The organism is Rhodococcus sp. IEGM1339, from assembly GCF_050321925.1.
In the GTDB taxonomy this organism is placed as follows: Bacteria; Actinomycetota; Actinomycetes; order Mycobacteriales; family Mycobacteriaceae; genus Rhodococcus; species Rhodococcus pyridinivorans.
In genome coordinates this window covers 214,602-241,101 of record NZ_JBNQFT010000002.1, presented here as the reverse complement: position 1 = coordinate 241,101, position 26,500 = coordinate 214,602, and the positions used below count along the sequence as shown (strand labels likewise).

Sequence of the window (26,500 nt, the reverse complement as noted above, 5' to 3'; positions counted from 1 at the left end):
GTGTACAACAAAACGGGGCGCTACATTCATTCCCGTGCCGTCTCCACTCGAACTCGACCAGCAGGTGTGCTTCGCGCTCTACCGCGCCTCCCGCACCATCACGGCCGCATATCGGCCACATCTCGATCGGCTGGGCATCACCTACCCGCAGTACCTGGTGCTCCTGGCGCTGTGGGAACGCGATGCGCGAGGCGTGCAGGATCTGTGCGACTCGCTCGATCTCGACACAGGCACACTCTCCCCCCTGCTCAAACGGCTCGAGGCCGCCGGATACGTCGAACGACGCCGGCAGCAGACCGACGAACGTCGTGTCGTCGTCCACCTCACCGAAGCGGGAGATGCACTCCGGACAGAGGCCACGGACATCCCCGGCTGCGTGACGCGGGACAGCCGGTTCGACGTCGACGAACTGGTCGCGCTGCGCGAGACGCTCCACCGCCTGACCGCCGCGTTGCAGGAAGCACCCGGCGCACTCTCGAAGAAAGGCAGGACATCGTGAACATCATCTACACCGCCGAAGCACTCGCCACCGGAGCAGGCCGCGACGGCCACGCCCGCACCAGCGACGGCAAGCTCGACCTCGACCTGTCCATCCCCACCGAGATGGGCGGCAGCGGGAAGGGCACCAACCCCGAACAACTCTTCGCCGCCGGGTACGCCGCGTGCTTCCACTCGGCACTGCAGATGATCGCCCGACAGGAGAAGGCGGACGTCAGCGACTCCGCGGTCGGCGCCCGCGTCGGCATCGGCCCGACCGACGGCGGCGGATTCGGTCTCGCCGTCACCCTCGAGGTGACTCTTCCGAACCTCCCCCGCGAGCAGGCGCTCGAGCTCACCGAGAAGGCCCATCAGGTGTGCCCGTACTCCAACGCGACCCGCGGCAACATCGACGTCACCCTCGAGGTGACGGAGGACTGAGTCACCCTCGAACGTGACGGAGGACTGAGTCACCCTGCGCTGCGCACATGTCCGCGCCGACCCGTAGCGTGGACACGTGCGCACGCAGGACCGGTCGCAGCTCGCGCTGTTCGCGACCGAACTCGATTTCCCCCTCGACGACTTCCAGGCCGAGGCCTGCCGAGCCCTCGAGGACGACCGCGACGTCCTGGTGTGCGCCCCCACCGGGGCGGGCAAGACCGTCGTCGGTGAATTCGCCGCCCGTCTCGCGCTCGCAGCGGGCGGACGCTGCTTCTACACCACCCCCATCAAGGCGCTGAGCAACCAGAAGTACCTCGACCTGTCGCGTCGCTTCGGCGACGACCGCGTCGGTCTGCTCACCGGCGACATCTCGCTGGACCCGCACGCGCCCGTGGTCGTCATGACCACCGAAGTGCTGCGCAGCATGCTGCACGGCGGCTCCCCGCTCCTGCACGGACTCACCCACGTCGTCATGGACGAGGTGCACTATCTCGCCGACCGCGAGCGCGGTGCGGTGTGGGAGGAAGCGATCCTCTCCCTTCCCGATGACGTGCGGCTGACCAGCCTGTCGGCCACGGTGAGCAACGCCGAGGAGTTCGGCGGCTGGCTGCGCGGCGTCCGTGGCGACCTCGCGGTCGTCGTCGAGGAGACCCGGCCCGTCCCGCTCACCCAGCACATGCTCGCCGGCGGGCGGCTGTTCGACCTGTTGTCCCCGTCCGGCACCGTCGACGAGACCCTCGAGCGGTACATCGCCCACCGTCAGCTCGTCGAGGCCGCGCCCGGCCCCGCGACCGGCCGTGGACGACGACGGCGACGTGCGCGCGGAGCACCCGGACCGGCCGGTGCCGACCTGCCCGAGGTCGTCGCCCGGCTCGAGGCCGAACAACTGTTGCCGGCCATCTGGTTCCGGTTCAGCCGCAACGGGTGCGACGGCGCCGTCGCCGAATGCCTCGAATCGTCGGTTCGGCTCACCGAGGCGGCCGACGTCGCCGAGATCCGCGCGGTCGCCGACCGGCACACCGCAGCGCTGCCGCCCGCAGATCTCGACGCCGTCGGTCACGCCGAGTGGCTCGAAGGACTCGAACGCGGTTTCGCCGCGCACCACGCCGGTCTGATCCCGGCCTTCCGTCACACCGTCGAGGAGTTGTTCGCCCGCGGTCTCGTGCGGGTCGTGTTCGCCACTGAGACCCTCGCCGTGGGGGTGAACATGCCGGCGCGCACCGTCGTCCTCGAACGCCTCGTCAAACCCACCGCCGACGGACCGGTGCGCCTCTCCCCCGGCGAGTACACCCAGCTCACCGGTCGCGCCGGTCGGCGCGGCATCGATGTCGAAGGCCACGCCGTCGTGCTGTGGAGTCCCGAGGCCGCTCCCGCGACCGTCGCCGGCCTCGCCGGCGCACGCTCGTACCCGCTCCACAGTTCGCTGCGCGTCGGCTACAACACCGCGGTCAACCTGGTCGCCGGTCGCGGCATCCCCGGCTCCCGCGAGTTCCTGCGACGCTCGTTCGCCCAGTTCCAGGCCGAACGATCCGTCGCGGCGCTCACCGACGCCGTCCGCGCAAACACGACGGCGCTGCGTGATCTCGACACCGAACTCGGGGACGCCGAGGGCTTCACCGAGTACCGGCACCTGTGCGACCGGCTCGCCGAGGCACGACGCTCCGGTTCGGCCGAGCTGGTGACGTCGCTGGCACGGGCGGTGCGGTCGCATCCTGCGCATCGACGCGGCGATAGGGAGCGCCTCCTCGCCCTCTCTGCGCGACGCGCCGCGGTGCACGGCGACACCGAACGGATGCGGTCGCAGATCGACACGGTCACCGGACGCCTCGTCGAGACCTTCGATCGCACACTGGATCTGCTCGAGGAGCGGGGTTATCTGCTCCGCGACCCGATGGGCGGGTCGGCCTACGTCACCGACGACGGTCGTCGTCTGGGCCGGATCTACTGCGCGAACGACCTTCTCGTCGCCGAATGCGTGCGGACGGGCGCGTGGTCGGGGCTGACACCGGCCGAACTCGCCGCCGTCGCCTCGAGCGCTCTGGGCGAGACCCGGCGCCGCACCGTCGGAGTCCCGGGACGCACCACCCCGGCGATCGACGAGGCGCTGCGCGCCACCTCACGGCTGTGGAGCGAACTCGCCGGACGCGAAGAGCGTCTCGGCCTGGAAGTGGGGCCGGATCCGGATCCGATCGCCGTCGCCGCGATCCACCGCTGGGCACGCGGGGACGGACTCGCCGCCGCCCTGCGCACCGCATCGGATACGGGGCTCTCGGCAGGCGATCTGGTCCGGCGTTATCTGCGCACCCTCGACCTCGTGGATCAGACCGGACTGTGCCGACGCGACGATCTGCCGCCGGTCTCGTTCACCCTGACCTGAGAACTGCAGGATCTACGGTATCGAAAGATCTAGGGCATCGAGTACTCGACGGAGCACACCCGCTCCGACAGTTCCCACAACCTCCGCGCCAGGATCTCGTCGCGTGACCGCGAGGTGGACTGCACCCGCTTCGGCCGGCCGCGCATCTCGAAGAAGGAATCCGGCCCGTAGTAGCCACCCGGCTCCGCATTCGGTGAGGTCGCCGCGTAGAGCGTCGGGAGCGCACCCTGCTGCGGGGACTGCCCGATGATCGGGGTGACGAGTTCGACGATCTTCCCGTGCCAGGACTCGCTGCGGTACTGCAGATTCGTCGACGAATAACCCGGATGCGCGGCAAGCGAACTCACGCTCGATCCGGCTGCGGTCAGGCGTCGCTGCAGTTCGTACGCGAACAACAGGTTCGCGAGCTTCGACTGCCCGTAGGCGAGCCACCGCTCGTAGCGGCGACGTTCCCAATCGATGTCGTCGAGATCGATGCTGCCGATGCGGTGCATCGTGCTGCTGACCGTCACCACCCGGTCGGTGATGCGGTCGAGCAGCAACCCGGTGAGCGCGAAGTGGCCGAAGTGATTGGTCCCGATCTGCATCTCGAAACCGTCGGCCGTCCGCCGCAGCGGTACCGCCATGACGCCGGCGTTGTTGACCAGGACGTCGATGCGTTCGTGCTCGGCACGCACCTCGTCGGCGAACGCGCGGATCGACGAGAGATCCGCCAGGTCCAGACGGCGCACGGTGGCGCGGTCGCCGAGATCGGCCGCGACCGACTCACCCTTGGCGACATCGCGGCAGGCGAGCACCACTTCGGCACCGGCGCGGGCCAGCGCCCGGGCGGTCTCGGCACCGAGTCCGCTGTTGGCCCCCGTCACGACCATCGTGCGTCCCGACAGATCCGGAATGTCGTTCGTGGTCCACCCCATGCCGCCACCCTACGGACGCGGGCCGCGTGGCGACATCCCTGTTTCCGGCGTCGACGGGCCCGATGGATCGCGTCCTGGCCGTGGGGCGCACCTGCTCGTAGACTTCCCCGGAACTCACGACCGCAGGCGCGCGGGGGCGCATGCACGACAGGGAGGTTCCATCGATGGGGCACCACCCCGGACGTCCGGACCGCGAACTCGCCGCAGCGTTGCGGAACGGGGAGCCGGACGCCACGGCAGCGGTCTTCGACCGTTTCGCCCCCGGCCTGTACGCGTACGCGTGCGGCTTCGTCGCCGTGTCGTCGGCCTCGGACGTGGTGTACGACGCGGTCTGGACGGCGACCGCGCGGATCCGGTCGCTGCGCGACGAGAGTCTCCTGCGGGCCTGGCTCTACGCCGTGGTCCGTGCCGAATGCATCCGCGTGCTCGAGCGCACCGGCTCCGCCCTCGAATATCTCCCCGCGGCCGACCCCGCCTATCAGGCCGCTTCCGAGGTGCTCGACGTCCGTGAGGCGGTCCACCTGCTCGACGGCACCGCGCGCGAGGTCGTCGACCTGACGGTCCGGCATCACTTCTCGTTCCACGAGATCGAGGCGTTGCTCGGTTCCGCCGGCGACGGGCGTGTCCTCGCCCATGCGCAGGACTTCGTCGACCGTGCGGTGCCGCGCGTGCCGAATGCGCTCGGAACGTTCTCGCTTCTCCCCTTCACCCCTCTGCCCGCGCACCTGCGGGGACGGCTGCTCGCGGTGCAGCCCTCGGAGGCGGAACTGCTCGATCTCGGGCGCCGCCTCGAACCGCTGGACCGGGAGGGCTTCCCCCGTCGCGATCGCCGGGCGAAGCGCACCGTTCCCGTCATCGCGGCATCGGTGGCGGTGTTCGCGGTGCTGGGCGTCGGTGCGTTGTTCGTGTTCCCGCAGGCCGAGCCCGTCGAGCGGCAGGTCCTGCGTCCTGCCGCCGAGCCGACGCTCGACATCGGGTCGCCGGTGGCGACGACCACGACCGCAGTGGCGATCGAGACCACGACCACCGAGCCGGCGGAGACGACGACGGGGGAACCCGAGGTCGAAGCACCGGTGGTGACCACCACCTCGGCACCGACCGCCGAGCCCGCTGCGGAATCCACCGCCGCCCCCACCACCACGGCGACGTCGACCGCCGGTGGCTTCACCAGGCGCGGCGGGCCGGGTCGCGGGACCGAGCCGGACGAGGACCGCCCCCGCCGGGACACCGAGGAGAGCGACGCTCCGAACACCGGGACGCCTCGCCCCACCACGGGTACGCCCACCACGCCGCGGCCGATGCCGACGCTGCCGACCTTCCCTCCGCGCGGCGGCGCATGAGGGCGCATCCCTGTCACACGGCGGAGACGAGGACGTAACACGACGGGTCTACCTTCGCGGAGTCGAGCACTCGCATTCCGGTGACGAAGGAGGACCCGGTCGTGGCACCACGCCGTAGATCCGCGTTGCTGGACGAGCTCCGCGTCGACGTACCGGGCCGCCCGCAGGACGTGATCCTCGAGGAGCTGCGCCGCGCCTTCCTCTCGGGAGCCGCACCCCCGGGCACACCGATCCCCGTCGGGGAGGTCGCGGAGTTGTTCGGGGTGAGCCGCATCCCGGTCCGGGAAGCACTCAAGACCCTCATCGGCGAAGGTCTCGTGACCCACCGGCAGAACCACGGATACATCGTCGCCCAGCTGACGATCGCGGAGCTGCGCGAGATGTACCTCGTCCGTGAGACTCTCGAATCGGCGTCGCTCGCGGCGGCCGTGCGCAACGCCACCGAGGAGGACGACCGGCGCGTCGAGGAGTCGCACCGTCTTCTTGAATGCGCTGTGCAGGAAGGCGATTCGCGCGGCTATCACCGCGAGAGCCGCGTCTTCCACATGGCCCTCACCCGGCCGTCCCGCATGCACCGCCTGTTGCACATGCTCGAATATGCCTGGAACATCACCGAACCCGTGCAGCCGATGGTGCACGTGAGCGATTCCGAGCGCGCCGAACTCCATCGCGCGCACGAGGCGATGCTCACCGCTTTCCTGGCGCGCGACACCGACGCGCTGCTCGCGGCGTCCGAACACCACAACCGGCACCTCGACGTCGCCATCTCCGGCCTCACCGCCGAATCCGGCCTGCTTCCCGCGGAAGATATACATTTCGGGTAACTCTCCGGCAACATCGCCCCGTTACGGTCTGCACATCGGAATTCACCACCGCCGTTGATGTTCCGTCGATCGATTCGCTCCGCCCACCGGCCTCGCACCGGGGCACGGGCGGCTCCCCCTCGCACAGGAGCAGGCATGACCGAAGTGCTGACACCGGGCGCCGGTAGCGTCCCCACCGCACCCCCGCCGCCCACGACCGGATACGACCCGCGGTTGACCAACGACGACCTCGCCCCGCTGAAGAACCAGCGGTGGGGCTCGTACAACATCTTCGCGTTCTGGATGTCCGACGTCCACAGCGTGGGTGGGTACGTCACCGCCGGCAGCCTGTTCGCTCTCGGTCTGGCCAGCTGGCAGGTCCTCGTGGCCCTGCTCGTGGGCATCACGATCGTCTACTTCTTCTGCAATCTCGTCGCCAAACCCAGCCAGGTCACGGGCGTGCCCTATCCGGTGATCTGCCGCAGCGTCTTCGGCGTTCTCGGCGCGAACATCCCCGCGATCATCCGCGGCCTGATCGCGGTGGCGTGGTACGGGATCCAGACCTTCCTCGCCTCGGCGGCACTCGACGTGGTGCTGATCAAGCTGTTCCCCTCGCTCACGCCGTACGCGGTGGTCGAGGACTACGGATTCGCCGGCCTGTCCGCACTCGGATGGGTCAGCTTCCTGACGCTCTGGGTGCTGCAGGCCTGCGTGTTCTGGCGTGGCATGGAGTCGATCCGACGGTTCATCGACTTCTGCGGCCCTGCCGTCTACGTCGTGATGTTCCTGCTGTGTGGTTACCTGATCTCCCAGGCCGGTTGGAGCGCGATCGATCTGACCCTCGGCGAAGTCACGCACACCGGATGGTCGTCGGTGCCGGTCATGCTCGGCGCGATCGCCCTGGTGGTCTCGTACTTCTCCGGCCCGATGCTCAACTTCGGCGACTTCTCCCGGTACGGGAAGTCCTACGCCGCGGTGAAGAAGGGCAACTTTCTCGGTCTGCCCGTGAACTTCCTGGTCTTCTCGCTGCTCGTGGTGATCACCGCATCGCTCACGCTGCCCGTCTACGGCGAATTGATCACCGACCCCGTCGAGACCGTCGCCCGCATCGATTCGACCTTCGCGATCGTGCTCGGCGCACTGACCTTCGCCATCGCCACGATCGGCATCAACATCGTCGCGAACTTCATCTCCCCGGCCTTCGACTTCTCGAACGTCAGCCCGCAGAAGATCAGCTGGCGCGCCGGCGGCATGATCGCCGCGGTGGGCTCGGTGCTCATCACCCCGTGGAATCTGTACAACAACCCCGAGGTCATCCACTACACCCTGGAAACCCTGGGCGCGTTCATCGGTCCGCTGTTCGGCATCCTCATCGCCGACTACTACCTCGTGCGCAAGCAGAAGGTGATCGTCGACGACCTGTTCACGATGTCGGAGAAGGGCGCGTACTTCTACCGCAAGGGCTACAACCCGGCCGCGGTGATCGCGACCGTCGTCGGCGCCGTCGTCGCGATGATCCCCGTGCTGTTCAACGATGCGCCCGGCATGGGAACCGCCGCCCAGTACAGCTGGTTCATCGGCTGCGGTCTCGGGTTCGTCGTCTACCACCTGCTCGCGACCCGCACCCGCCTCGCAGTCCGCCTCCCCGACCGGGTCGCACAGGAAGCAGTCTGATCCTCCATGTTCATCAAGGTCGTCAACCCGAACACCACGTGGTCGATGACCGCCACGATCGAGGCGTGTGCCCGGGCCGTCGCAGGTCCGGGCACACGCGTCGAGGCGGTCAGCCCTACGATGGGACCTCCGTCGATCGAGAGCCACTACGACGAGGCGCTCGCCGTGCCGGGCATCCTCACCGAGATCGAGAAGGGTGAACGCGACGGCGTCGACGGCTACGTCATCGCGTGTTTCGGCGATCCCGGGCTGGACGCGGCGCGCGAGCTCGCCGGCGGGCCCGTCGTCGGCATCGCCGAGGCCGCCATGCACACCGCCGCGGTCCTGGGGCGCGGATTCTCCGTCGTCACGACGCTGGCCCGCACGACCGGACGCGCGTGGGACCTCGCGCACCGCTACGGCATGCGCGACGCGTGCCGGGGCGTGCACGCGTGCGACCTGCCGGTGCTCGCCCTCGACAGCGATCCCGACGCACGCAAGATCGTCACCGAGGCGTGCCTCGACGCCCTGTACGAGGACGGTTCCGACGCCATCGTGCTCGGCTGCGCCGGGATGGCCGACCTGTGCGCGCACATCTCCGCGGAGATCGGAGTGCCGGTGGTGGACGGTGTCGCGGCCGCGACGCTGACCGTGCAGTCGCTGGTCACGATGGGGCTGGCGACCGGCAAGCGAGGAGAGTTCGCGGCTCCCCCACCGAAGCGCTATGCGGGACTGCTCGACGGGTTCACGACGGGCGGGTGAAGCCCCTCCCGTGTCCTCACAGCCGGTGAAGCCCCCTACGATCGGGACGTGCCGTCCATCCACCATGCACCGCTGAGGAAGACCGACCCCGAGAGCCTGTACCGGATCATGGCTCTGCGGACCGACGTGTTCGTCTTCGAGCAGGGCATCACCAGCGAACCGGAACTCGACGGCCGCGATCTCGACCCGACCACCGAACTGTTCTGGACGCGGGAGGGCGATGAGGTCCTTGCGACGCTGCGCGTGCTCCACGACGACGGGGACATCGCCCACATCGGCCGTGTCGCCACCGCCCGGCACGCACGCGGGCGCGGCCTCGCCGCGGAGCTGATCGAGGCGGCGCTCGGGACCTGTCCGGGAGTCGTCGACATCTCGGCGCAGGCGTATCTGGAGCACTGGTACGCGCGATTCGGGTTCGTGCGCACCGGAGCGAACTACCTCGAGGCCGGGATCGACCACGTGCCGATGCGCCGCACCCCGTGACCACAGGGCGCCCGTCGGGGTGCGGTCACGGGGTGCGGGCGACGACGCGTATCAGCCGATCTCGAAGTGGACTCCTGTGAGTTTCTCCGACAACTCCCACAGCCGCGTCGAGGTCTCGCGGTCGCGGGCGCGACGCCCCACGCCGGCGACACCGGGCGCTCCGTAGAGCAGGAGACGCGGACCGATGTAGCCGCCCGCGATACCCGGATCGGAGGCGGCGAGCACGACCGATTCGGCCCCCTGGTCCGGGGTGCGCTGCAGGATCGTCTTGCCGAAACCGAACAACCGGTCGAACCACGTCCCCGTGTGACTGCCCACCTCGGTCGCCGCGTAGCCCGGATGGGCCGCGACGGCGCGCAGCGGTGAGCGGACCGCGGCGAGGCGTCGTTCGAGCTCGAGCGCGAACAACAGATTCGCGAGCTTCGACTGTGCGTACGCCGCGGCGCGGTTGTACGGGCGGCGTTCCCAGTTGAGGTCGTCGAGATCGATCCGGCCGATCAGGTGGGCGGCGCTCGACACCGTGACGACACGACCGGTGATGCGCGGTAACAGCAGTCCGGTCAGGGCGAAGTGTCCGAGATGGTTCGTTCCCATCTGCATCTCGAACCCGTCGGCGGTGCGACGCAGCGGCACCGCCATCACCCCTGCGTTGTTGACCAGGACGTCGATCCGCCGATCGGCGAAGGCGTCCGCGAAGGCACGGATCGCCGAGAGGTCGGCGAGATCGAGCGACATCATCTCGGCCCGGGGGCCGATCTCCTCGGCGATGCGCTTGCCCCGGTCGACGTTGCGACCGGTGAGGACGACGGTGGCGCCGGCAGCCCCGAGGGCGCGGGCCGTCGCTTCGCCCACACCGCTGGTGGCCCCCGTCACGACGACGGTGCGACCGTCCAGCGATGTGGTGGCGTCAGGCGCCAATCGAGGACTTGAGCATCGGGAGCATCGCCCACAGCTCGTCCTGCCAGTAACCCCACGAATGGGTACCGACGATCGGGAACGAGAAGTGTGCGGTGTCGATGCCCAGGGTCAGCAGGCGCACCTGGAAGGCGCGGTTCTGCGTGCGGGCGAGCGCTTCGAGACCCATGGCGTTGGTCGTGTTGAAGCTGCCCACGAGCGAGTTCGGCCGGTCGTACTGGCCGGGCAGACCGCTCGCCGCGGAGACCCACATCGGCAGTCCGCGCATCTGCGGCGCCGCGACGAACGGGTCGTGACGCAGCCACGCCGAGTCCCAGGGCGGTCCCCACATCGCGTCGGCGTTGTATCCGCCGGCGTCGAGCATGGCGAGACGGATGGCCTCGCGCATACCGGGGGCCGAGAGGTTGAGGTAACCCGAGAGGGAGCCGGCGAACTTGAACTGGTCGCGGTGGTAGGCGGCCAGGATCAGCGCCGCGTTACCGCCCATCGACAGGCCGACCACCGCGTTGTTGTTGCGGTCGATGCCGTAGACGTTTGCGAGATGGTCGGGGAGGTTCTGGGTGAGGAAGGACTCCCACTTGTAGGTGTAGGGCTGGCCGTTGAAATTGCTCGGTGCGTACCAGTCGGCGTAGAAGCTCGACTGTCCGCCCACCGGCATGATCACGTTGACGCCGTGATCGGCGAGCCACGCCGCGTTTGTCTCGTGTTCCCAGCCGCTCACGTCGTCGGTGGCGCGCAGACCGTCGAGCAGATAGACGGCCTTGTTGCTGCCGTTGTTCGCCCGCCAGATGCGTACCTTGATCGCCCCGACCCCACCCGGGGCGGCGACCATGTCCTCGTGGAAGCGATCGTACGGATCGGCCGCAGCCGTGCCGGCGCCGAGCCCACTGAACGCGAGCGCCAGCGGAAGGACCAGTGCCGCCACCAGCAGCCGCACGAGAGCGCGTCCCCCCCGCCGACGTGTTCCGGTTTTCGCCGACATCGTCACAACATGCTCCCCTTGCACTCCAGTAACATTTTTCACTTCCGTCCCAGGGTATCGACGGTGCAGAAACCTTAAGCAGGCTTGCACACAATCGTTATCGTGGAAAGTCCGGCAGCGTTATCGTCGGGCCTTCGGCGCTCGCATTCCGGGCGCACCGCTAACCTCCGACCCGTGCCCGAAGCTCCCCTCCCCGTTCGCGACGGCCTGAACCCCACCCGCCTGCGACTGCCGGAAAATCCCAGCTGGGAGACCATAGCGGAGTTCCTGCTCACACGCTTCCCGAACGATGCGGCGCGCATCGCGGAGAAGATCGAATCCGGCGAAGTGGTCGTACAGGACGGCACAGCGGTCACATTTTCGACCCCGTACGTCCCACGCGAATTCGTGTATCTCTACCGTGATCCGCCCGCCGAACCGCGCGTTCCCTTCGAGATCGACGTCCTCCACCGTGACGAGAACCTACTCGTCGTGGACAAGCCGCACTTCCTGGCGACCACCCCGCGTGGTTCCTGGGTGACGGAGACCGCCGTGGTCCGGTTGCGCAAGGATCTGGACCTGCCCGAACTGTCCCCCGTTCATCGGCTCGATCGGCTCACGGCGGGCGTCCTGGTGTTCACCGTCCGGCGCGAGGCGCGACGCGCGTACCAGACGCTGTTCGACCGGCGTCTCGTCGAGAAGGAGTACGAGGCGATCGCCCCGGCCGCGCCGCGCCTCGACTTCCCTCGCGAGGTCCGCAGCCGCATCGTCAAGGAGCGCGGCGTGCTGCAGGCCCGCGAGGTCGACGGTCCCGTCAACGCCGTGACCTCGATCGAATTGGTGGACACGGCCGACGACCGTGCGCGTTACCGTCTGCGTCCCGAGACCGGCCGGACGCATCAACTCCGGGTACACATGAACTCGCTCGGAATCCCCATTCTCGGCGACAACCTCTATCCGGAGGTGTACGAGCTCGAGCCACAGGATTATTCGAATCCGCTGCAGCTTCTGGCCAGATCCTTGTCGTTCCACGATCCGATCACAGGTCGGCCGACCCGCTTCGTAAGCCGACGAAACCTGGCAGCATGGAGTAACAGCACACCAGGACCCCGCTGACCGGCGAGTTCTCGTCTTGGAGGTTTCCATGGAAATCGGCAGCATCTCGCGTACCTATGACGGGCGGGTGGCCCTGCGGTTCGAACGCTCGTTCCCCCACCCGCCGGAGAGAGTGTGGCGGGTCCTGACCGATCCGCAACATCTCCGCGCCTGGTTCCCTGCCGACGTCGAGTTCGAGCTCACACCCGGCGCCACACTCGAATTCCGCTCGACACAGGAACAGACCCGACGTTTCGGCCTGCCGGAAGGGCACACAACCATGGGCAGTGTCCTCACGGTGCGGCCCGCACGGATCCTGGAATACCTCTGGGACACCGACGTTCTGCACTGGGAACTCACTCCGGACGGCTCCGGCGGGTGCTGGCTCACCCTCACCCACACCACCGACGACGAGGAGGACGCCCTTGCACACGGCGCCGCCTGGCACGCCGGGTTCGAGGTGGTCGAGGCCCAATTGGAGGAACGCCCGGTCGACTGGTCGATCTGGGACCGCGCAGCCGAACTGAGCACGCACTATCAGGGCAGCTCGGGCTGATCGCCCGGCTCGGGATCCGGGCCGATCGCCCGGGTGGAATATCCGCCTAGCGGCGCGCCCCACGTCGCGCGGGAGCCGAACCGACGCCGTCGAGGTCGCGCTCCCGCGCTGTCGTGCGTGCAACGATGCGCGCACCCCAGGCACCGATCGCGTCCCAGTCCCGGAAGTCACCGGAAGGGGCGCCGACCATCCTGACGACCATCCGTTCGCCGGTGCCGAGCACCGCCAGATCCAGCTTCCCCGGGAAGGTGCGATGTTCGACGGCCTCGATGCGTTCGGCGACGGCGCACGCGTCGTAGCACGTGTTCACCGACCTCCCGCCCGAGGCGACGGGACCCGACGAGAACAGGTAGACGTCGCGTTCGCGCAGTTCGGCCGCGTGCCGGTCGGAGAACTCCCGCGCGCTGCGCAGCCAGCGACTGCGGTAGACGGCGCTGCCGAGCACCACGACGTCGTACGCGTCGACCTCGTCGACGTGCTCGGGCGCGTTCACGTCGACCTGCGCGCCGTGGTGGCGCATCGACGCGGCCAGCGCTGTCGCGATCTCCGCGGTCGAACCGTGCCGACTGGCCACCGAAACAAGAACCTTCATCACTACCTCCGGACCCGCGTCGAACCATGATCACCCCGGAACCGGGCCTTGACCAGGGCCGAAGTGCCCTTTGCCCGGTATCGGCAGATCACAGTCGGACGAATCCCCTCATATCGGACCGCGTGGCAAGGTGGAGGCAACGCGCACCGAGAGGAGCAGATGGATGCCCAGTACATCGTCGGCGACCGTCGCGGAGGAGGCGGAACGCAAGTACTCCGCCACCGGCGACCGGCCGCTTCCGGACCTGACAGGACTGCCGTCCGTCGATACGATCGACGTCGACCGGTTCGAGTTGTCGGCCCAGTACTACGACACCGCCGACCTGCGCCTGCTGCGCTCGAAGATCACGCTCCGCAGGCGCGAGGGCGGCGACGACGCGGGATGGCATCTCAAACTGCCCTCCGGTGTCGACACCCGCACCGAACTGCACTTCCCCCTCGGCGACGACTCGGCCGAGGACGTTCCCGCAGACCTCGGGTCCCTGTTGCGCGGCATCCGCCGTGGCGCCCCGTTGAGCCTGGCCGCTCTGCTCGTGACCCGACGACATCGGCACCGGCTCCGGTCGTCCGACGGCGGCTTCGTCGCGGAGGTGGTGGTGGACGACGTCGACGCCGTGCGCAGCGCCGACGGATCCGAGATCCGCTGGAAGGAGATCGAGGTCGAGTGGAATTCCACCCTCGGCGACAAGACGATCGGCCGATTCCTCACAGCACTCGAGGAACGCTTCGCGGCCGTCGGGATCACCCGTTCGGAGAGCTCGTCGAAGCTCCACCGCGTGCTCGGCGACCTGATCCCCGCCCGCCCGCCGATCGCGAAGGGCCTGATCCCGATACGCGACTATCTCTCGAGCGAACTGCACACCCTGGGGCTGTCCGACATCGCCGTCCGCCGCGACGCACCCGACGCGGTGCACAGCATGCGCAAGGCCGCGCGGCGTCTGCGCAGCGCACTGCAGACCTATTCCGACGAGATCGTCGTGGATCACGACCTCATCGACGAACTCCGTTGGCTCGGAAGACGTCTCAGCCCGTCACGTGATCTCGAGGTCCAGTGGGAACGGCTCGCGGATCGCGTGGCCGACATCCCGGTCGAATCGCACCGGGAAGCGACGAGAGCCCGTATCGACGAGTACTTCTCGGCACGGTCGGAGGCCGCCCGTCTCGAAGCCGTCGACACCCTGGACTCGGATCGGTACGTCGCGCTGCTCACCCGCCTCGACGCGGCGATCATCGACCTCGCGCCCGCCACCGAAGCGGCGGGGGCACGGCCGAAGGTGGCACGGAAGGAACTGTTGCGCGCGGTCGCAGCGCTGTCGAAGAAGGTCTCGCGCCGCGTCGACAGGGTCGGCGACGCCGAGAACCCGGCGGAGCGCGACGCGCTGATGCACCGGGCACGCAAGGGCGCCAAACGGATGCGGTACGCCATCGAGGTGATCGCGCCGCTGCATCCGAAGCGTTCCGGGCGGATCCTCGACCGGTTCGACGACTTCCAGGATCTGCTCGGTGAATTCCAGGACTCGGTCGTGGCGCGGGAACACCTCCTGGACATGCTCTCCGAGCAGGACCACACCGCCGAGACCAGTTTCGGGCTCGGGATCCTGTTCCGGATCGAGACCGAGATCGGCGACGCGCAGGCCGCGCATCTGGACAGCGGCTGGAGGAAGGCCTACCGCGCCGCTCGCCGATTGTGGACCTGATCGAGGCCGGAAGGCTCTGGTCGGGGCCTCCCCGATCGGGGATCATGAAGATCGTCGACACCGGGTCACGGCCGCGTCGTGGCGGTAACGTGGCCTCGGGCCGACCTGCGCGCGGGAAGCCGCGCGTCGCAACGAAAAGGAGACATCCATGAGCACACCGAGCACCCGCAAGGCAGTCGTCGCAGGCGTCGACGGCTCCGAAACGGCTGTAGCGGCAGCGCGGTGGGCCGGTGCCGTCGCGTCGCGCATCGGAGCACCCCTCCACCTCGTGCACTCGATGCCCCCGGAGGGCATCTTCTACAGCGAGGCCGCAGTGCTCGTGCAGTCGCAGATGATCCAGCAGCTCGAGGAGGACGGCAAGAAGCTCCTCGCCGACGCCGCCGAGCGAGTCCGCGCAGATCACCCCGAGCTCGAGATCAGCAGCTTCATCGGTCCCGGTCCCGCAGCCAAGTCGCTGCTCGAGGCCGCCGAGGACGCACGCCTGGTCGTCATGGGCGCCACCGGCGCGGGTGCGCTGGAGAACTTCCTCCTCGGCTCCACCGTTCTGCGCGTCGCGAACCATGCGCCCTGCCCGGTGGTCGTGTGGCGCGGCAACACCGATTCTCCGCTGCCCGATTCCCGGCCGATCGTCGTCGGTGTGGACGGTAGCGAATTGTCCTCTGCCGCAGTCACTCACGCGTTCTATCTCGCGTCGGCCCTCGGGGTTCCGCTGCGGGCAGTGCACTCCTGGCTCGGTGACGCCGCACTCGGTGTCGGCGCCACGGCCGCGCTGGTCGATTGGGATGCCGTGGAGACCTCGGAGACCGCGGTTCTCGCCGAGACGCTGGCCGGCTGGAGTGATCGCCACCCCGAGGTCACCGTCGAGCGTGTGATCGATCGGGGCCCGGCCTCGAAGGTCCTGCTCGCGCACCTCGACGACGCCCAACTCGTCGCAGTCGGAAGCCACGGACGTGGCCAGTTCCGCGCCGCCCTGCTCGGATCCACGAGCCAGAACCTGCTGCACAAGGCTCCGTGCTCGGTGCTCATCGCCCGCAAGGTCTAGAACCGATCGTTCCGGTTCGACGGGGATCGCTTCGACGAAGCGATCCCCGTTCACTGTTCTCGGGGCGCGATCACCAGGGCGCTGGACCGAGCATGCTCTCCAGTCGCGCCGCGTCGACGGTCTCGACACCCGTATCGATCGCCGCTGCCTCCGGCCACGGATCCCGCCGGCGGAGTTGCTGTTCGAGCACGGCAGGGGTCGCATCGGAGGCATCGTCGCCGCGCTCGGCTCGGGATGCCATCCGTTGCAACAGGATTCCCTTGTCTGCACGGCACTCGATCTCGATCACATCCACGGAAGCACCGTCCGCGACCTTGCGGGCCGCGTCGCGCTGCCCGGACGACAACCAGGTCGCGTCCAGCACGACGGATCGTCCCCGGGCCAGAGCGGTCTCGGCACGGCGCAGCAGTTCGCGGTAGGTCGCCTCCGAATGCGTCGGTGCGTACAGACCGGCATCCGTACCGTCGCCGGTGCGGTCGGTGGGTTGCAGACCCGCCAACTCCTTGCGGACGATGTCGCTGCGCACTACATCCGCTCCGAGATACGCACCGACCGTGCGCGACAGTGTCGTCTTGCCGGTCGCGGAGACACCACCGACGAGCACCATGCGCACGCGCCCCCGGTCGAGATGTCCCTCGAGCAACTCGACGAAACCGGTCGCCGTTTCCCGCGCCGCTGCATCACCCTGCTCGTAGCGTAGGGCGGTCACCTTCGCGCGCACCAACGCTCGATAGGCGATGTAGTGGTGCACGAGAGAGGAGGGCGGGTGATCGCCCGAGACCTCACCATATTGCTCGAGCAACCGCCGTGCTGCGGGTTCGGCACCGAGACGTTCGAGATCCATTGCGAGGAAGGCGAGATCGAGTACTGCGTCGCCGTAGCGCAACTCGTCGTCGAACTCGAGGCAGTCGATGATGCGCGGACCGTCGTCGAGACAGAAGATGTCGTCGGCGAGCAGGTCGCCGTGTCCGTCCACGGCCCGGCCCGCCGCGATGCGTTCGTCGAACAGCACCGCCCGGCCGGCGAGGTAACGGTGCACGGACTCCCGGATCCGCGTCAACGCCCCGGCACGATCCGCCCCTACCTCCAGCCGGCCGAGATGGTCGAGACTGAGATCCCACAGCTCGGCGACGAAATCCGCGGAGGCACACCGGTCGATCTCGGGACCGTGCGGCGAGGAGGCGTGCAGTGCGGCGACCTGCTGTGCCACCTCGTCGATCACCACCGACACGTCCTCACCTCGGCGGACCGCGGCGGCCAGGCGCCGGTCGTCGGGCAGCCGCACCATTTCGACGAGGTGCTCGCACAACTGTCCGTCCGGGCCGTGGACGTCCGCGACGCCCAGATAGACGTCCGGTGCGAGACGCCGGTTGAGCTCCACCTCCCGGTGGCAGATCCGTTCACGGGCCTCACGCGTGCGGTTGTCGAGGAAGCCCAGGTCGAGCGGCTTCTTCAGTTTGTGCACGCGCTCGCCGACGAAGAAGACCACCGACGAATGCGTCTCCCTCACCCCCGCGTAGCCGACATCCTCCGGTCCGGCACCTGTGGTCACTGCGCCCTCCCTGTCGTCGGCGGCTCCCACCGAGTCCTCTCGTCCACCATATTGTCGTTCAGACACTCCCCCGGTGCATCTGCACAGCGCCCACCGGCGCATCTGCACAGCGCCCACCGGTGTATCCGCACAGCCCGCCGGTGTATCCGCACAGCCCACCGGTGTATCCGCACAGTGTGTGTGTGTTCTCCTCCGGATCGCCCGAACGAACCGGCCGCGACAGGTAGCTTTCACACCGAGGTGACTTCTGGACGGGGTGAGATGAGAAACGATCAACCGAGCCGGGTACGAGGAGACGACACCGTGCGGGCGGACGACGGACCCACGGTGGCGGTCCTCGCGTACACGACGGCTCTCGAACGAACGATGATCGAGGATTGGCTGCGCTCGGACGAGCTTCCCGCCGAGTACCGCACGCCGACCCGCCCCGAGTCGCTCGACCTCGACTCACGGGTGCTCACCGAGGAGCTCGTGACCCGCACCGACGATCCGCTGATCCTGCCCTTGCGGATCGTGTGGCTCCCGGCGGAGCGCGACGGTGCGCGGCGTATCCGGTTTGCCGACGTCCTCGCCCTCACGAACCCACGCAATCCGAATCTGCTGCTGCAGAAATGGCTCGTGCGCAAGGGTGCCGACCGCTACCGGATCGTCGTCGCGAAACCGGCCCGCCTGTCCGAACTGCGGGACGCGCTCAGGGCGGAGGGCGGTGACGATGACGACGGGGCACTCGCGCGGTACGTGACCCGTCGCGCCGTCGTCGCGCTCGAACGCGCGGAGCGAGCGGTGATCGGCGACCGCTACAAGGTCCCGCGGCTCGTCGCCGCCCAGATCATGGACTCGCCGATCTTCCGGCGCCGTCTCGACGAGATCGCCGCCGAGCACGGCCTCTCGCGCGCCGAGGTCGAGTCGCGGGCGCGCAGTTCCCTCGACGAACTCGTGGCCGTGCAGTCACGATTGGTCACCGACCTGTTCACGCAGGCGATGCGGCCGTTGCACGCGTCGGCATGGACCGTGCACGCCGACGAGGCCGGTCTGCGCGCACTGCGCGAGTCCAACCGCCGGTACGCCCTGGTCTTCCTCCCCTCGCACCGGTCCTACGCCGATGCCTTCGTGCTGGGCGACATCCTGGCGGCGAACGATTTTCCCGGCAACCACATCATGGGCGGGGCCAACCTCACCTTCTGGCCGATCGGTCCCGTCGCCCGCCGCACCGGCACGGTGTTCATCCGGCGCAGCTTCGCAGACGACGACGTCTACAAGGCCGCGCTCGAGGAGTACTTCGCGTTCCTGCTGAGCAAGCGGTTCAACCTCGAGTGGTACTTCGAGGGCGGCCGGACCCGCACCGGCAAGCTCCGGGCCCCGCGCTACGGATTGCTCAGCTACGTCGCCAACGCGATCCGCGGCGGACGCGTCGAGGACGCGATGCTGGTGCCGGTCTCGATCACCTACGAGGGACTCGCCGAGGTCGCGGCGGTCGCCGCCGAACAGACCGGCGCGACGAAGAAAACCGAAGGCCTGGGATGGCTGGTGCGCTACGCCCGCAATCAGCGCAAGCGGGCCGGGAACGTGTACGTGCGGTTCGGCGATCCCGTGTCGATGCGCGAACTGCTGGTCGCCGGTGGGGATCCGGACCTGACCGCACCGGCGCCGGCAGCCGACCCGTCCGCGGCGCCGACGGATTCCGAGGAGATACGGGTGCTGCGCCGCAAGGCGCTGCAGAAGGTCGCCTTCGAAGTCGCGGTCGGCATCAACTGCAACACTCCGGTGACGGTGAACTGCCTGGTCACCCTGGCCCTGCTCGGTGTGCGCGACCGCTCGCTGACGCTCGAGGAGGTGCGGGCCGTGATCGCACCTGTCCGCCGTTATCTCGATCGCCGCGGTGTCCCGCAGGGCGGGCTCCACATCCTCGACGTCGAAGGTGGGCTCGAGGACGTGCTCTCGTCGCTCACCCACGCGGGGGTGGTCACCACCTACGCCGGCGGGGAGGAACCGGTCTACTCGATCCAGCCGGGTCAGCATCTCGTCGCGGCGTTCTACCGCAACAGCGGCGTGCACTGGTTCGTCAACCGGTCGATCATGGAGCTGGCCATCCTCTACGCGCACGCCAATCTCGGTGACGATCCTGTCCGGGTGGCGTGGGAGGAGGCGAAGAACCTGCGCGACCTGCTGAAGTTCGAGTTCTTCTTCCCCGACCGAGACACCTACGAGACCCAGATGCGCGACGAGCTCGCCTTGCTCGTCCCGTCCTGGGGCGACACCCTGCCGACGAAGGACGAAGCACTGACCGGTCTCGTCGAGACCGGCTTCTTCATGTCGCACCGCACGCTGCGGTCGTTCTTCGACGCGCAGCTCGTCGTCGCCGAGCGCCTCGCCGTCCGGGATCCGGAGCTCGAGGTCGACCGCGCCGCCTTCCTGTCGGAGTGCGTGGCGGTGGGCCGGCAGATGCTGCTGCAGCGCCGCCTGTACGGGCCGGAATCGGTGTCGTCGGAGTTGTTCGCGTCCGCGCTCGACCTGGCGCGCAATCGAGGATTGCTCGACCACGACGAGGACCCCGAGACCGTCCGCGAGCGCAGGAAGGCATTCGCAGCGGAGCTGTCCGAGTTGGCCCAGCGGGTCGCGCTGGCCGAGTCGCTCGACGTGTCGAACAGAAAGGTGGAACGGTGAACCTCGAGCAGGCCCTCGAACGGGTGCGTACGGGTCCGCAGGGACCCGAGGTGGCGGCCTTCTTCGATTTCGACGGCACCATCGTGCACGGCTTCTCCGGTGTCCACTTCTTCCGCGACCGGGTGCTCGCCGGGAAGGTCTCCGCATCCGAACTGGCCGCGACGATGATCAACGGGATCCGCGGGACGGAGACCGAGGAGGACTTCGAACGCTTCGTCGCGATCGCCTTCAAGGCGTGGCGCGGTCACACCGAGGACGAGCTCTACGAGATCGGCCGCCGGCTGTTCATGACGACGATCGCCGGACACCTCTATCCGGAGGCGTGGCAACTCATCGGCGCGCACCAGAACGCGGGCCACACGGTGGTGATCGCCTCGTCGGCGTCCCGCTACCAGATCCAGGCCGCCGGGGACGCGCTGGGCGTCGAGCACATCCTGTTCACCCCACTCGAGGTCGAGAACGGTGTGCTCACCGGACGGGTCGACGGGAAATCGTTGTGGCGCAGCGGCAAAGCGGAGGCGGCACGCAGTTTCGTCGAGACACACGGCATCGACGCCGAGGCCAGCTACACCTATTCCAACGGTGGTGAGGACGTGGAGTTCCTGGCCGTCGCCGGCAACCCCACGGCCACGAACCCCGATCGCACTCTCACCCGATTCGCCATCGAACGCGACTGGCCGATCATGCGGTTCCGGCCGCGCGGTACGCCGGGCGCCCGCGAACTCGTCCGCACCGCCGCCGCCTACGGCGGGATGTTCGGCTCGGTGTGGACGGGTCTCGGTCTCGGTCTGATCAACCGCAGCCGCAAGACCGCGCTGGACTCGATCATCAGCATCGGCACCGAGGTCTCCCTGGCCCTCGCCGGAGTGAACGTACGCATCGTCGGGGAAGCGAATGCGTGGGCCGCCCGGCCGGCGGTGTTCATCTTCAACCACCAGAGTCAGCTCGACCCGGTGGTGCTGGCCAAGGTCCTGAGGCAGGACTTCACGGGCGTGACGAAGAAGGAGATGGCCAACGACCCGTTGTTCGGGCCGCTTCTGCGGTTCGTCGGCGCCACCTTTGTCGACCGCACGAACACCGAGCGGGCGGTTGCGGCGCTCGGACCCGTCGTCGACACCCTCCGCGAGGGTACGTCGATCGTCATCGCCCCCGAGGGCACACGCTCGCTGACCCCGGCGATCGGCAGGTTCAAGAAGGGCGCCTTCCACATCGCGATGCAGGCCGGTGTCCCGATCGTGCCGGTCGTGATCCGCAACGCCGGCGAGATCCTGTGGAAGCACTCGACCCTGCTGCGGTCGGGCACCGTCGATGTGGCGGTGCTCGAACCGATCGACGTGAGCGGCTGGTCGCGGGAGAACTTCGGTGAGCACATCGCCGAAGTCGAGGACCTCTACCGCCGCACGCTGTCGAGCTGGCCCACCGATTAGATGACGAACGAGACCGTGACACCCGAGGAGCCGGACGACGGAGCCGACGAGAGCCCGCACGGTGAGAGCGGGCCGCTCACCCCGAAGCGACGCCGGTATCTCAAGTGGATCGTCGGTGCTCTGCTCGTCGTGGTGCTCACCGTCGAGATCGTGCTCGTGTGGCCGGAACTGTCCGACAGCGTCCGCGGCCTCGGGCATCTTCACTGGGGTTGGGTCGCGGCAGCGGTGTTCGCCTCGATGGCGGAGATGTCGACCTTCGCACGGGTGCAGCGGGCGCTACTGTCCGCGGCGGGTGTGAAGGTCTCGCAATGGCAATCGCTTTCGGTGGCCCTCGCGGCGAACTCCATGAGCGTGACCCTGCCGGGCGGACCGGTGGTCGGGACGACCTTCACCTACCGACAGATGCGGCGCTGGGGCGCACCCCCGGTGGTGGCGACCTGGCAGCTGGTCATGGCCGGGCTCCTCCAGGCCGCCGGACTCGCACTGCTCGGCATCGTCGGCGCTCTGCTCGTCGGCGCCAGCAACAACCCGTTCTCGCTGATCTTCTCGCTCGGCGGTCTGCTGCTGCTGGTCGTGCTCATCCAGTACGCGGCCGGCAATCCTGGTTCGTTCGAATCGATCGGCCTGATCGCCCTGCGGAGCCTGAACCGGTTGCGGAAGAAGCCGGAGCAGGCGGGTGCGCGAGCGTGGCGGAAGATCGTCGGCCAGCTGAGCGCGGTGCAACTCGATCGTCCTCATGCGGCCCGCGCGTTCGGCTGGTCGCTGAGCAACTGGGTATGCGACGGTGCGTGCCTGGCGTTCGCCGCATACGCGGTCGGTGGCGCGCCGAGCCTGGCCGGTATCGCGGTCGCCTACGCGGCCGGAACCGCCACCAGCCGTGCCATTCCGCTGCTCCCCGCCGGTCTGGGTGTCATGGACGCCGTGCTTATGCCGGCGCTCACCGCCTCCGGCATGACCGGCGCGCAGGCCCTGTCGGCGGTGGTCGTCTACCGGTTGATCAGTTTCGTGCTCGTCGCCGCGGTCGGCTGGATCGTCTTCGCATTCCGCTACCGGAACGTCGGCGAGGAGGGGCACGAGGACGAAACTCCCCCGGACCTGCGGCTCTGGGACGACGGCTGAAGGCGCCGACCGAAAAGATCGCCCGCGCGCCGGTCGGGGCGCTAGCGTTGTCCTCCATCCGGATGAATGGAGGGACGAGGTCCGTGGCACAGCACGAGGTCACACGTAAACGGGAAGTCTGGTCGGGCCGGTCGGTGTTCATCATGGCCGCAATCGGCTCGGCGGCCGGACTCGGCAACATCTGGCGCTTCCCGTACATCGCTTACGAGAACGGTGGTGGCGCATTCCTGATCCCGTATCTGGTCGCGCTGCTGACCGCGGGTATCCCCCTTCTCCTGGTCGACTACGCGATCGGGCACAAGTTCCGCGGATCGCCGCCGCTGGCCTTCCGCAGACTGCGCCGCGGCGCCGAATTCATCGGCTGGTGGCAGGTGCTGGTGTGCTTCGTCATCGGCGTGTACTACGCGGTGATCGTGGCCTGGGCCGCGCGGTACACCTTCTTCTCGATCACCGAGGCCTGGGGCGACGACCCCGAAGGCTTCTTCATGAGTTCGTTCCTGAACCAGGACACCGATGCGACCTTCGGCCTGAGCTTCGTGCCGGGCGTCGCGTGGATGCTGCTGCTGGTCTGGATCGCGACGCTCGCGGTGCTCGCTCTCGGCGTCCAGCGCGGTATCGGCAACGCCAATCGGTTCTTCGTGCCGTTGCTGGTCCTGCTGTTCGGTGCGCTCGTCGTCCGGTCGCTGACCCTCGACGGCGCGACCGCCGGTCTCGATGCGTTCTTCACCCCGAACTGGTCGGCGCTGACCGACACCGGGGTGTGGATCGCGGCGTACGCGCAGATCTTCTTCTCGCTGTCCGTCGCCTTCGGCATCATGGTGACCTACTCGTCGTACCTGAAGCGCAAGACGAACCTCACCGGTTCGGGTCTCGTGGTCGGGTTCTCGAACTCGAGCTTCGAGGTGCTCGCCGGCATCGGCGTCTTCTCCGCTCTCGGCTTCATGGCCCAGGCGCAGGGTGTCGAGGTCGGTGAGGTGGTCGCGGGCGGTATCGGCCTCGCCTTCATCGCTTTCCCGACGATCGTCTCGGAGATGCCCGGCGGCCCGCTCTTCGGTGTGCTGTTCTTCGGTTCGCTGGTCTTCGCCGGGTTCACGTCGATGATCAGCATCATCCAGGTGACCGTCTCGGCCTTCCAGGACAAGACGGGCCTCGGCCGGGTGCCGGCGGTACTCGCCATCGGTGGTGTGTCGGCAATCGTGTCGCTGCTGCTCTTCCCCACCACCACCGGCCTGAACACTCTCGACGTGGTGGACCGCTTCGCGAACCAGTTCGGCATCGTGGGTGTCGCCTTCGTGGCGCTCGTGGTGGTCGCGTGGATCTATCGTCGTCTGCCCGAACTCCGCGACCACCTCAACTCGGTGTCGTCGTTCAAGGTCGGCACGGGCTGGATGGTGTTCACGGGCATCATCACCCCGCTCGTCCTCGGCTACATGCTGTTCAGCGAGATCCGCGACCGTGTCCGCGACGGCTACGGCGGTCTTCCCGACAGCCTGGTCACGGCCTTCGGCTGGAGCGTGCAGGCCGGCGTGATCATCCTCGCCGTCCTCCTGACGTTCATCCCCTGGCGCAGGGGAATCGACGAGGAATACGAGCTGGACGAGAACCGTCCGCCCGCATCCGCCCAGGCGCCTGCTTCGTCCGGTGCTCTCTTACCCGGACCCGACTCGTCCACAGGAGGTACCCGATGAGCACAGCGGCCGTCGCCATGATGATTCTCGCCCTCGTCACGCTGTGGGGCGGTCTCCTGCTGAGCATCCTGCATCTGCGTAAGCATCCGGACGATCCGGACTGATCATCCGCACCACCGACTCACATGGGTGTCGGTTCGGTAACACCACGGGGCGGCGCTCTGGCCGGAGCGCCGCCCTTGTGGTCTCCTGGAGCGGTCGTACTCTAAACCTCTAGTTTAGAGTTAGGTAGAGCCCGTCCGGGTGTCACGACCCACAGGAGGAGAACCCCATATGAGCCGCAGACACCGCAATCGGATGCGTCGCATCTCGGCCGCCGCAGCCCTGACCGTCGCCGCAGGTCTGGCGCTTCCCACCATCGCCGGCGCCGAACCCGCACCCACGGACCCGGCAGCACCGGCGGAAGCGCCCGCCACGAGCCCGCTCGTGAGCTCGCTCGAGGCTCTCCGCGCGCTGCCCGGCGTCGATCCCACGACTCTCGCTGCCGCCGAAGCGATCGCGAACGCACGCGGAAGCGCTGCCGACGCGGCCGAAGCGACACCGCTCGGCGCCTACGAGGACGGCATGGAGTTCCTGCGTCGCCTCGGCGTCGAACCGTTCCTCTACCCCACCGGCGCACCGTTCTGCACGGCCGACGGCGACCTGCCGCTGGGCACCGTGCCCGCCGTTGCGGGTGCTCTGCCCGGGCCATGGCCGAACCGCAGCCTGTCGCCGCTGCCGGGCACCCTGAACGTCGTCTCGCCCGGTGAGACGCTCTTCGCGTTCGTCCCCGTCGGCCTCGAGGAGGACGCCGACACCTCGGGCATCCAGCTCGCGTGGTTCAACGTCAACACCTTCCAGGGTGGCTTCGTCCCGATGGGCACGCCGGAGGAGACCGCGGCGGGAGCCATTCCGGCCGGCCTTCCCGTCCAGGCCCGCGGCATCGTCGAGCAGGCCATCACGACCTTCATCGCCGACACCCTGCCGCTGGGTGGCGTGCGGGTCGCGCCGGTCGAGACGGGGTCGGGCACCGTGCTCTCGGCCGTCTTCGGCAACGTGCGCAACGGCGACACGCAGTGCTTCTTCCTGCCCACGATCGGCATCGTGGACGTGCCGGCCTGATCGAACCAGAGCTCCCGAGCGGAGCCCAGAACTGCAGCGGGTGGGCGTCAGCTCGCCCGCTGCAGTCGGTTCAGCCGGTCGAACACGAGCGTGACGGCGGTGTCCATGTGCGCGAGCACATCGTCGACCGACTGCCGGCCCGCCACCCAGGCGACCAGCGCCGACATCCACACGTCGGCGATGATCCGCACGGCGTTGAGCACCTCTTCGGTGACGATGTCGATGCCTGCCGCCTGCGCGAACAGTCGGGTGAGCACCTCACCGAGACGGTCGAGTTCGGGCGCCGAGGACGCGTCGGCGAACATCGCCGCCCGGATGAGCGCGTCGTAGCGCAGCGGGTTCTCGGACAGACGCGGCATCACTCCGCGCAGGACGCCCATCAGGCGCTCGGCGGCACCGTCGCCAGGGATCTCCACGGTGGTCACGGCTTCGGCGGCGGTCTCGAATTCGAGTACGAGCGCCACGACGAGCAGGTGGTTCTTCGAGGGGAAGTAGCGGTAGACCGTGCCGAGAGCGACACCGGATCGGTCTGCGACCGCCCGCATCTGCACGGCGTCGTATCCACCCTCGGAGGCGAGCTCCTCGGCGGAGGCGATGATCCGCATGTACCGCGCCCGCTGTGCCGGTCGTAGGCCCGCACCGGGCGACCGGGTGGACCCGAGGGCCGGCCGCGAGGTCCGCGTCGACGCCGACTCCTCGCCCGCGGTCTCCGTCGTCGACTGCTCCGTCATCACGCCACCTTCCGTTCATGTCCGTTTCGAGGATAGTTCAGCGTGGGACGACTGCCTTTTCGTACGGCCGACCGGCCGCAACCGGACAGGTGTCCGGAAATCTCTTCC

The 26,500-nt window shown here is 68.4% G+C and carries 24 protein-coding genes; 18 read left to right on the top strand and 6 right to left on the bottom strand.

Annotated features, from left to right (window positions below):
• The first annotated feature begins 34 nt into the window (after positions 1–34).
• The 3 genes from ACQR3U_RS03835 (at position 35) to ACQR3U_RS03825 (ending at position 3,295) form a co-directional block, all read left to right on the top strand.
• Positions 35–499, top strand: a complete 465-nt coding sequence (locus tag ACQR3U_RS03835; protein WP_006551726.1) for a MarR family winged helix-turn-helix transcriptional regulator — start codon at positions 35–37, stop codon at positions 497–499.
• Positions 496–918, top strand: coding sequence for an organic hydroperoxide resistance protein (locus ACQR3U_RS03830; RefSeq protein ID WP_006551727.1), 423 nt, complete (start codon positions 496–498; stop codon positions 916–918). The genes ACQR3U_RS03835 and ACQR3U_RS03830 overlap by 4 nt, the downstream gene beginning before the upstream one ends.
• 76 nt (positions 919–994) lie before the next feature.
• On the top strand, positions 995–3,295 hold the full coding sequence (locus ACQR3U_RS03825) for a DEAD/DEAH box helicase (RefSeq protein WP_230809737.1): 2,301 nt from the start codon (positions 995–997) through the stop codon (positions 3,293–3,295).
• A 29-nt stretch (positions 3,296–3,324) separates the two neighbouring features.
• On the opposite strand, the gene ACQR3U_RS03820 is transcribed toward ACQR3U_RS03825, so the two are convergent.
• Positions 3,325–4,212, bottom strand: coding sequence for an oxidoreductase (locus ACQR3U_RS03820; protein ID WP_230809736.1), 888 nt, complete (start codon positions 4,210–4,212; stop codon positions 3,325–3,327).
• Between the two features lie 164 nt (positions 4,213–4,376).
• On the opposite strand from ACQR3U_RS03820, the gene ACQR3U_RS03815 reads away from it, so the two are divergent.
• The 5 genes from ACQR3U_RS03815 (at position 4,377) to ACQR3U_RS03795 (ending at position 9,253) form a co-directional block, all read left to right on the top strand.
• On the top strand, positions 4,377–5,552 hold the full coding sequence (locus ACQR3U_RS03815) for an RNA polymerase sigma factor (protein ID WP_006551730.1): 1,176 nt from the start codon (positions 4,377–4,379) through the stop codon (positions 5,550–5,552).
• Between the two features lie 101 nt (positions 5,553–5,653).
• On the top strand, positions 5,654–6,376 hold the full coding sequence (locus ACQR3U_RS03810) for a GntR family transcriptional regulator (RefSeq protein WP_230809735.1): 723 nt from the start codon (positions 5,654–5,656) through the stop codon (positions 6,374–6,376).
• 135 nt (positions 6,377–6,511) lie between these two features.
• Entirely contained in the window at positions 6,512–8,029 is a 1,518-nt protein-coding gene (locus ACQR3U_RS03805) for an NCS1 family nucleobase:cation symporter-1 (protein ID WP_006551732.1), read from the top strand.
• A 6-nt stretch (positions 8,030–8,035) separates the two neighbouring features.
• The gene (locus ACQR3U_RS03800; RefSeq protein ID WP_006551733.1) at positions 8,036–8,770 is read left to right on the top strand and encodes an aspartate/glutamate racemase family protein; all 735 of its coding nucleotides are present in this window, start codon (positions 8,036–8,038) and stop codon (positions 8,768–8,770) included.
• Positions 8,771–8,818: 48 nt separating this feature from the next.
• Entirely contained in the window at positions 8,819–9,253 is a 435-nt protein-coding gene (locus ACQR3U_RS03795) for a GNAT family N-acetyltransferase (RefSeq protein ID WP_019289985.1), read from the top strand.
• A gap of 51 nt (positions 9,254–9,304) precedes the next feature.
• Here the strand turns inward: ACQR3U_RS03795 and ACQR3U_RS03790 are convergent, their stop codons facing one another.
• On the bottom strand, positions 9,305–10,171 hold the full coding sequence (locus ACQR3U_RS03790) for an oxidoreductase (RefSeq protein ID WP_230809734.1): 867 nt from the start codon (positions 10,169–10,171) through the stop codon (positions 9,305–9,307).
• A complete protein-coding gene (locus ACQR3U_RS03785) occupies positions 10,161–11,150 on the bottom strand; it encodes an alpha/beta hydrolase (RefSeq protein ID WP_051121583.1) in 990 nt (329 codons plus the stop codon). The genes ACQR3U_RS03790 and ACQR3U_RS03785 overlap by 11 nt, the downstream gene beginning before the upstream one ends.
• Before the next feature lie 174 nt (positions 11,151–11,324).
• On the opposite strand from ACQR3U_RS03785, the gene ACQR3U_RS03780 reads away from it, so the two are divergent.
• Entirely contained in the window at positions 11,325–12,245 is a 921-nt protein-coding gene (locus ACQR3U_RS03780) for a pseudouridine synthase (RefSeq protein ID WP_006551737.1), read from the top strand.
• A 28-nt stretch (positions 12,246–12,273) separates the two neighbouring features.
• Positions 12,274–12,780, top strand: coding sequence for an SRPBCC family protein (locus ACQR3U_RS03775; RefSeq protein WP_060651943.1), 507 nt, complete (start codon positions 12,274–12,276; stop codon positions 12,778–12,780).
• Between the two features lie 46 nt (positions 12,781–12,826).
• On the opposite strand, the gene ACQR3U_RS03770 is transcribed toward ACQR3U_RS03775, so the two are convergent.
• Entirely contained in the window at positions 12,827–13,372 is a 546-nt protein-coding gene (locus tag ACQR3U_RS03770) for a flavodoxin domain-containing protein (RefSeq protein ID WP_269065267.1), read from the bottom strand.
• A gap of 163 nt (positions 13,373–13,535) precedes the next feature.
• Here ACQR3U_RS03770 and ACQR3U_RS03765 point away from each other — a divergent pair, with 163 nt between their 5' ends.
• Together ACQR3U_RS03765 and ACQR3U_RS03760 are read left to right on the top strand one after the other, a co-directional pair.
• On the top strand, positions 13,536–15,068 hold the full coding sequence (locus ACQR3U_RS03765; RefSeq protein WP_230809732.1) for a CYTH and CHAD domain-containing protein: 1,533 nt from the start codon (positions 13,536–13,538) through the stop codon (positions 15,066–15,068).
• Positions 15,069–15,216: 148 nt separating this feature from the next.
• Positions 15,217–16,110, top strand: a complete 894-nt coding sequence (locus ACQR3U_RS03760; RefSeq protein ID WP_064062131.1) for a universal stress protein — start codon at positions 15,217–15,219, stop codon at positions 16,108–16,110.
• 70 nt (positions 16,111–16,180) lie between these two features.
• On the opposite strand, the gene ACQR3U_RS03755 is transcribed toward ACQR3U_RS03760, so the two are convergent.
• A complete protein-coding gene (locus tag ACQR3U_RS03755; protein WP_372477515.1) occupies positions 16,181–17,692 on the bottom strand; it encodes an AAA family ATPase in 1,512 nt (503 codons plus the stop codon).
• 231 nt (positions 17,693–17,923) lie between these two features.
• On the opposite strand from ACQR3U_RS03755, the gene ACQR3U_RS03750 reads away from it, so the two are divergent.
• From ACQR3U_RS03750 to ACQR3U_RS03725, 6 genes are all read left to right on the top strand, one after another.
• The gene (locus ACQR3U_RS03750; protein WP_230809730.1) at positions 17,924–20,326 is read left to right on the top strand and encodes a glycerol-3-phosphate 1-O-acyltransferase; all 2,403 of its coding nucleotides are present in this window, start codon (positions 17,924–17,926) and stop codon (positions 20,324–20,326) included.
• Positions 20,323–21,753 (top strand): HAD-IB family hydrolase, encoded by a 1,431-nt coding sequence (locus ACQR3U_RS03745; protein WP_230809729.1) that lies wholly within the window; start codon positions 20,323–20,325, stop codon positions 21,751–21,753. The genes ACQR3U_RS03750 and ACQR3U_RS03745 overlap by 4 nt, the downstream gene beginning before the upstream one ends.
• Positions 21,754–22,872: a lysylphosphatidylglycerol synthase transmembrane domain-containing protein gene (locus ACQR3U_RS03740; RefSeq protein ID WP_230809728.1), complete on the top strand. Its 1,119-nt coding sequence runs from the start codon at positions 21,754–21,756 to the stop codon at positions 22,870–22,872.
• Positions 22,873–22,955: 83 nt separating this feature from the next.
• A complete protein-coding gene (locus ACQR3U_RS03735) occupies positions 22,956–24,560 on the top strand; it encodes a sodium-dependent transporter (protein WP_230809727.1) in 1,605 nt (534 codons plus the stop codon).
• A complete protein-coding gene (locus tag ACQR3U_RS03730; RefSeq protein WP_006551747.1) occupies positions 24,557–24,664 on the top strand; it encodes a methionine/alanine import family NSS transporter small subunit in 108 nt (35 codons plus the stop codon). Before ACQR3U_RS03735 ends, ACQR3U_RS03730 begins: the two co-directional genes overlap by 4 nt.
• Before the next feature lie 169 nt (positions 24,665–24,833).
• Positions 24,834–25,661 (top strand): hypothetical protein, encoded by an 828-nt coding sequence (locus ACQR3U_RS03725; RefSeq protein WP_230809726.1) that lies wholly within the window; start codon positions 24,834–24,836, stop codon positions 25,659–25,661.
• Positions 25,662–25,708: 47 nt separating this feature from the next.
• Here the strand turns inward: ACQR3U_RS03725 and ACQR3U_RS03720 are convergent, their stop codons facing one another.
• Complete coding sequence (locus ACQR3U_RS03720; protein WP_230809725.1) at positions 25,709–26,392, bottom strand: TetR family transcriptional regulator; 684 nt, start codon at positions 26,390–26,392, stop codon at positions 25,709–25,711.
• Positions 26,393–26,500 lie beyond the last annotated feature (108 nt).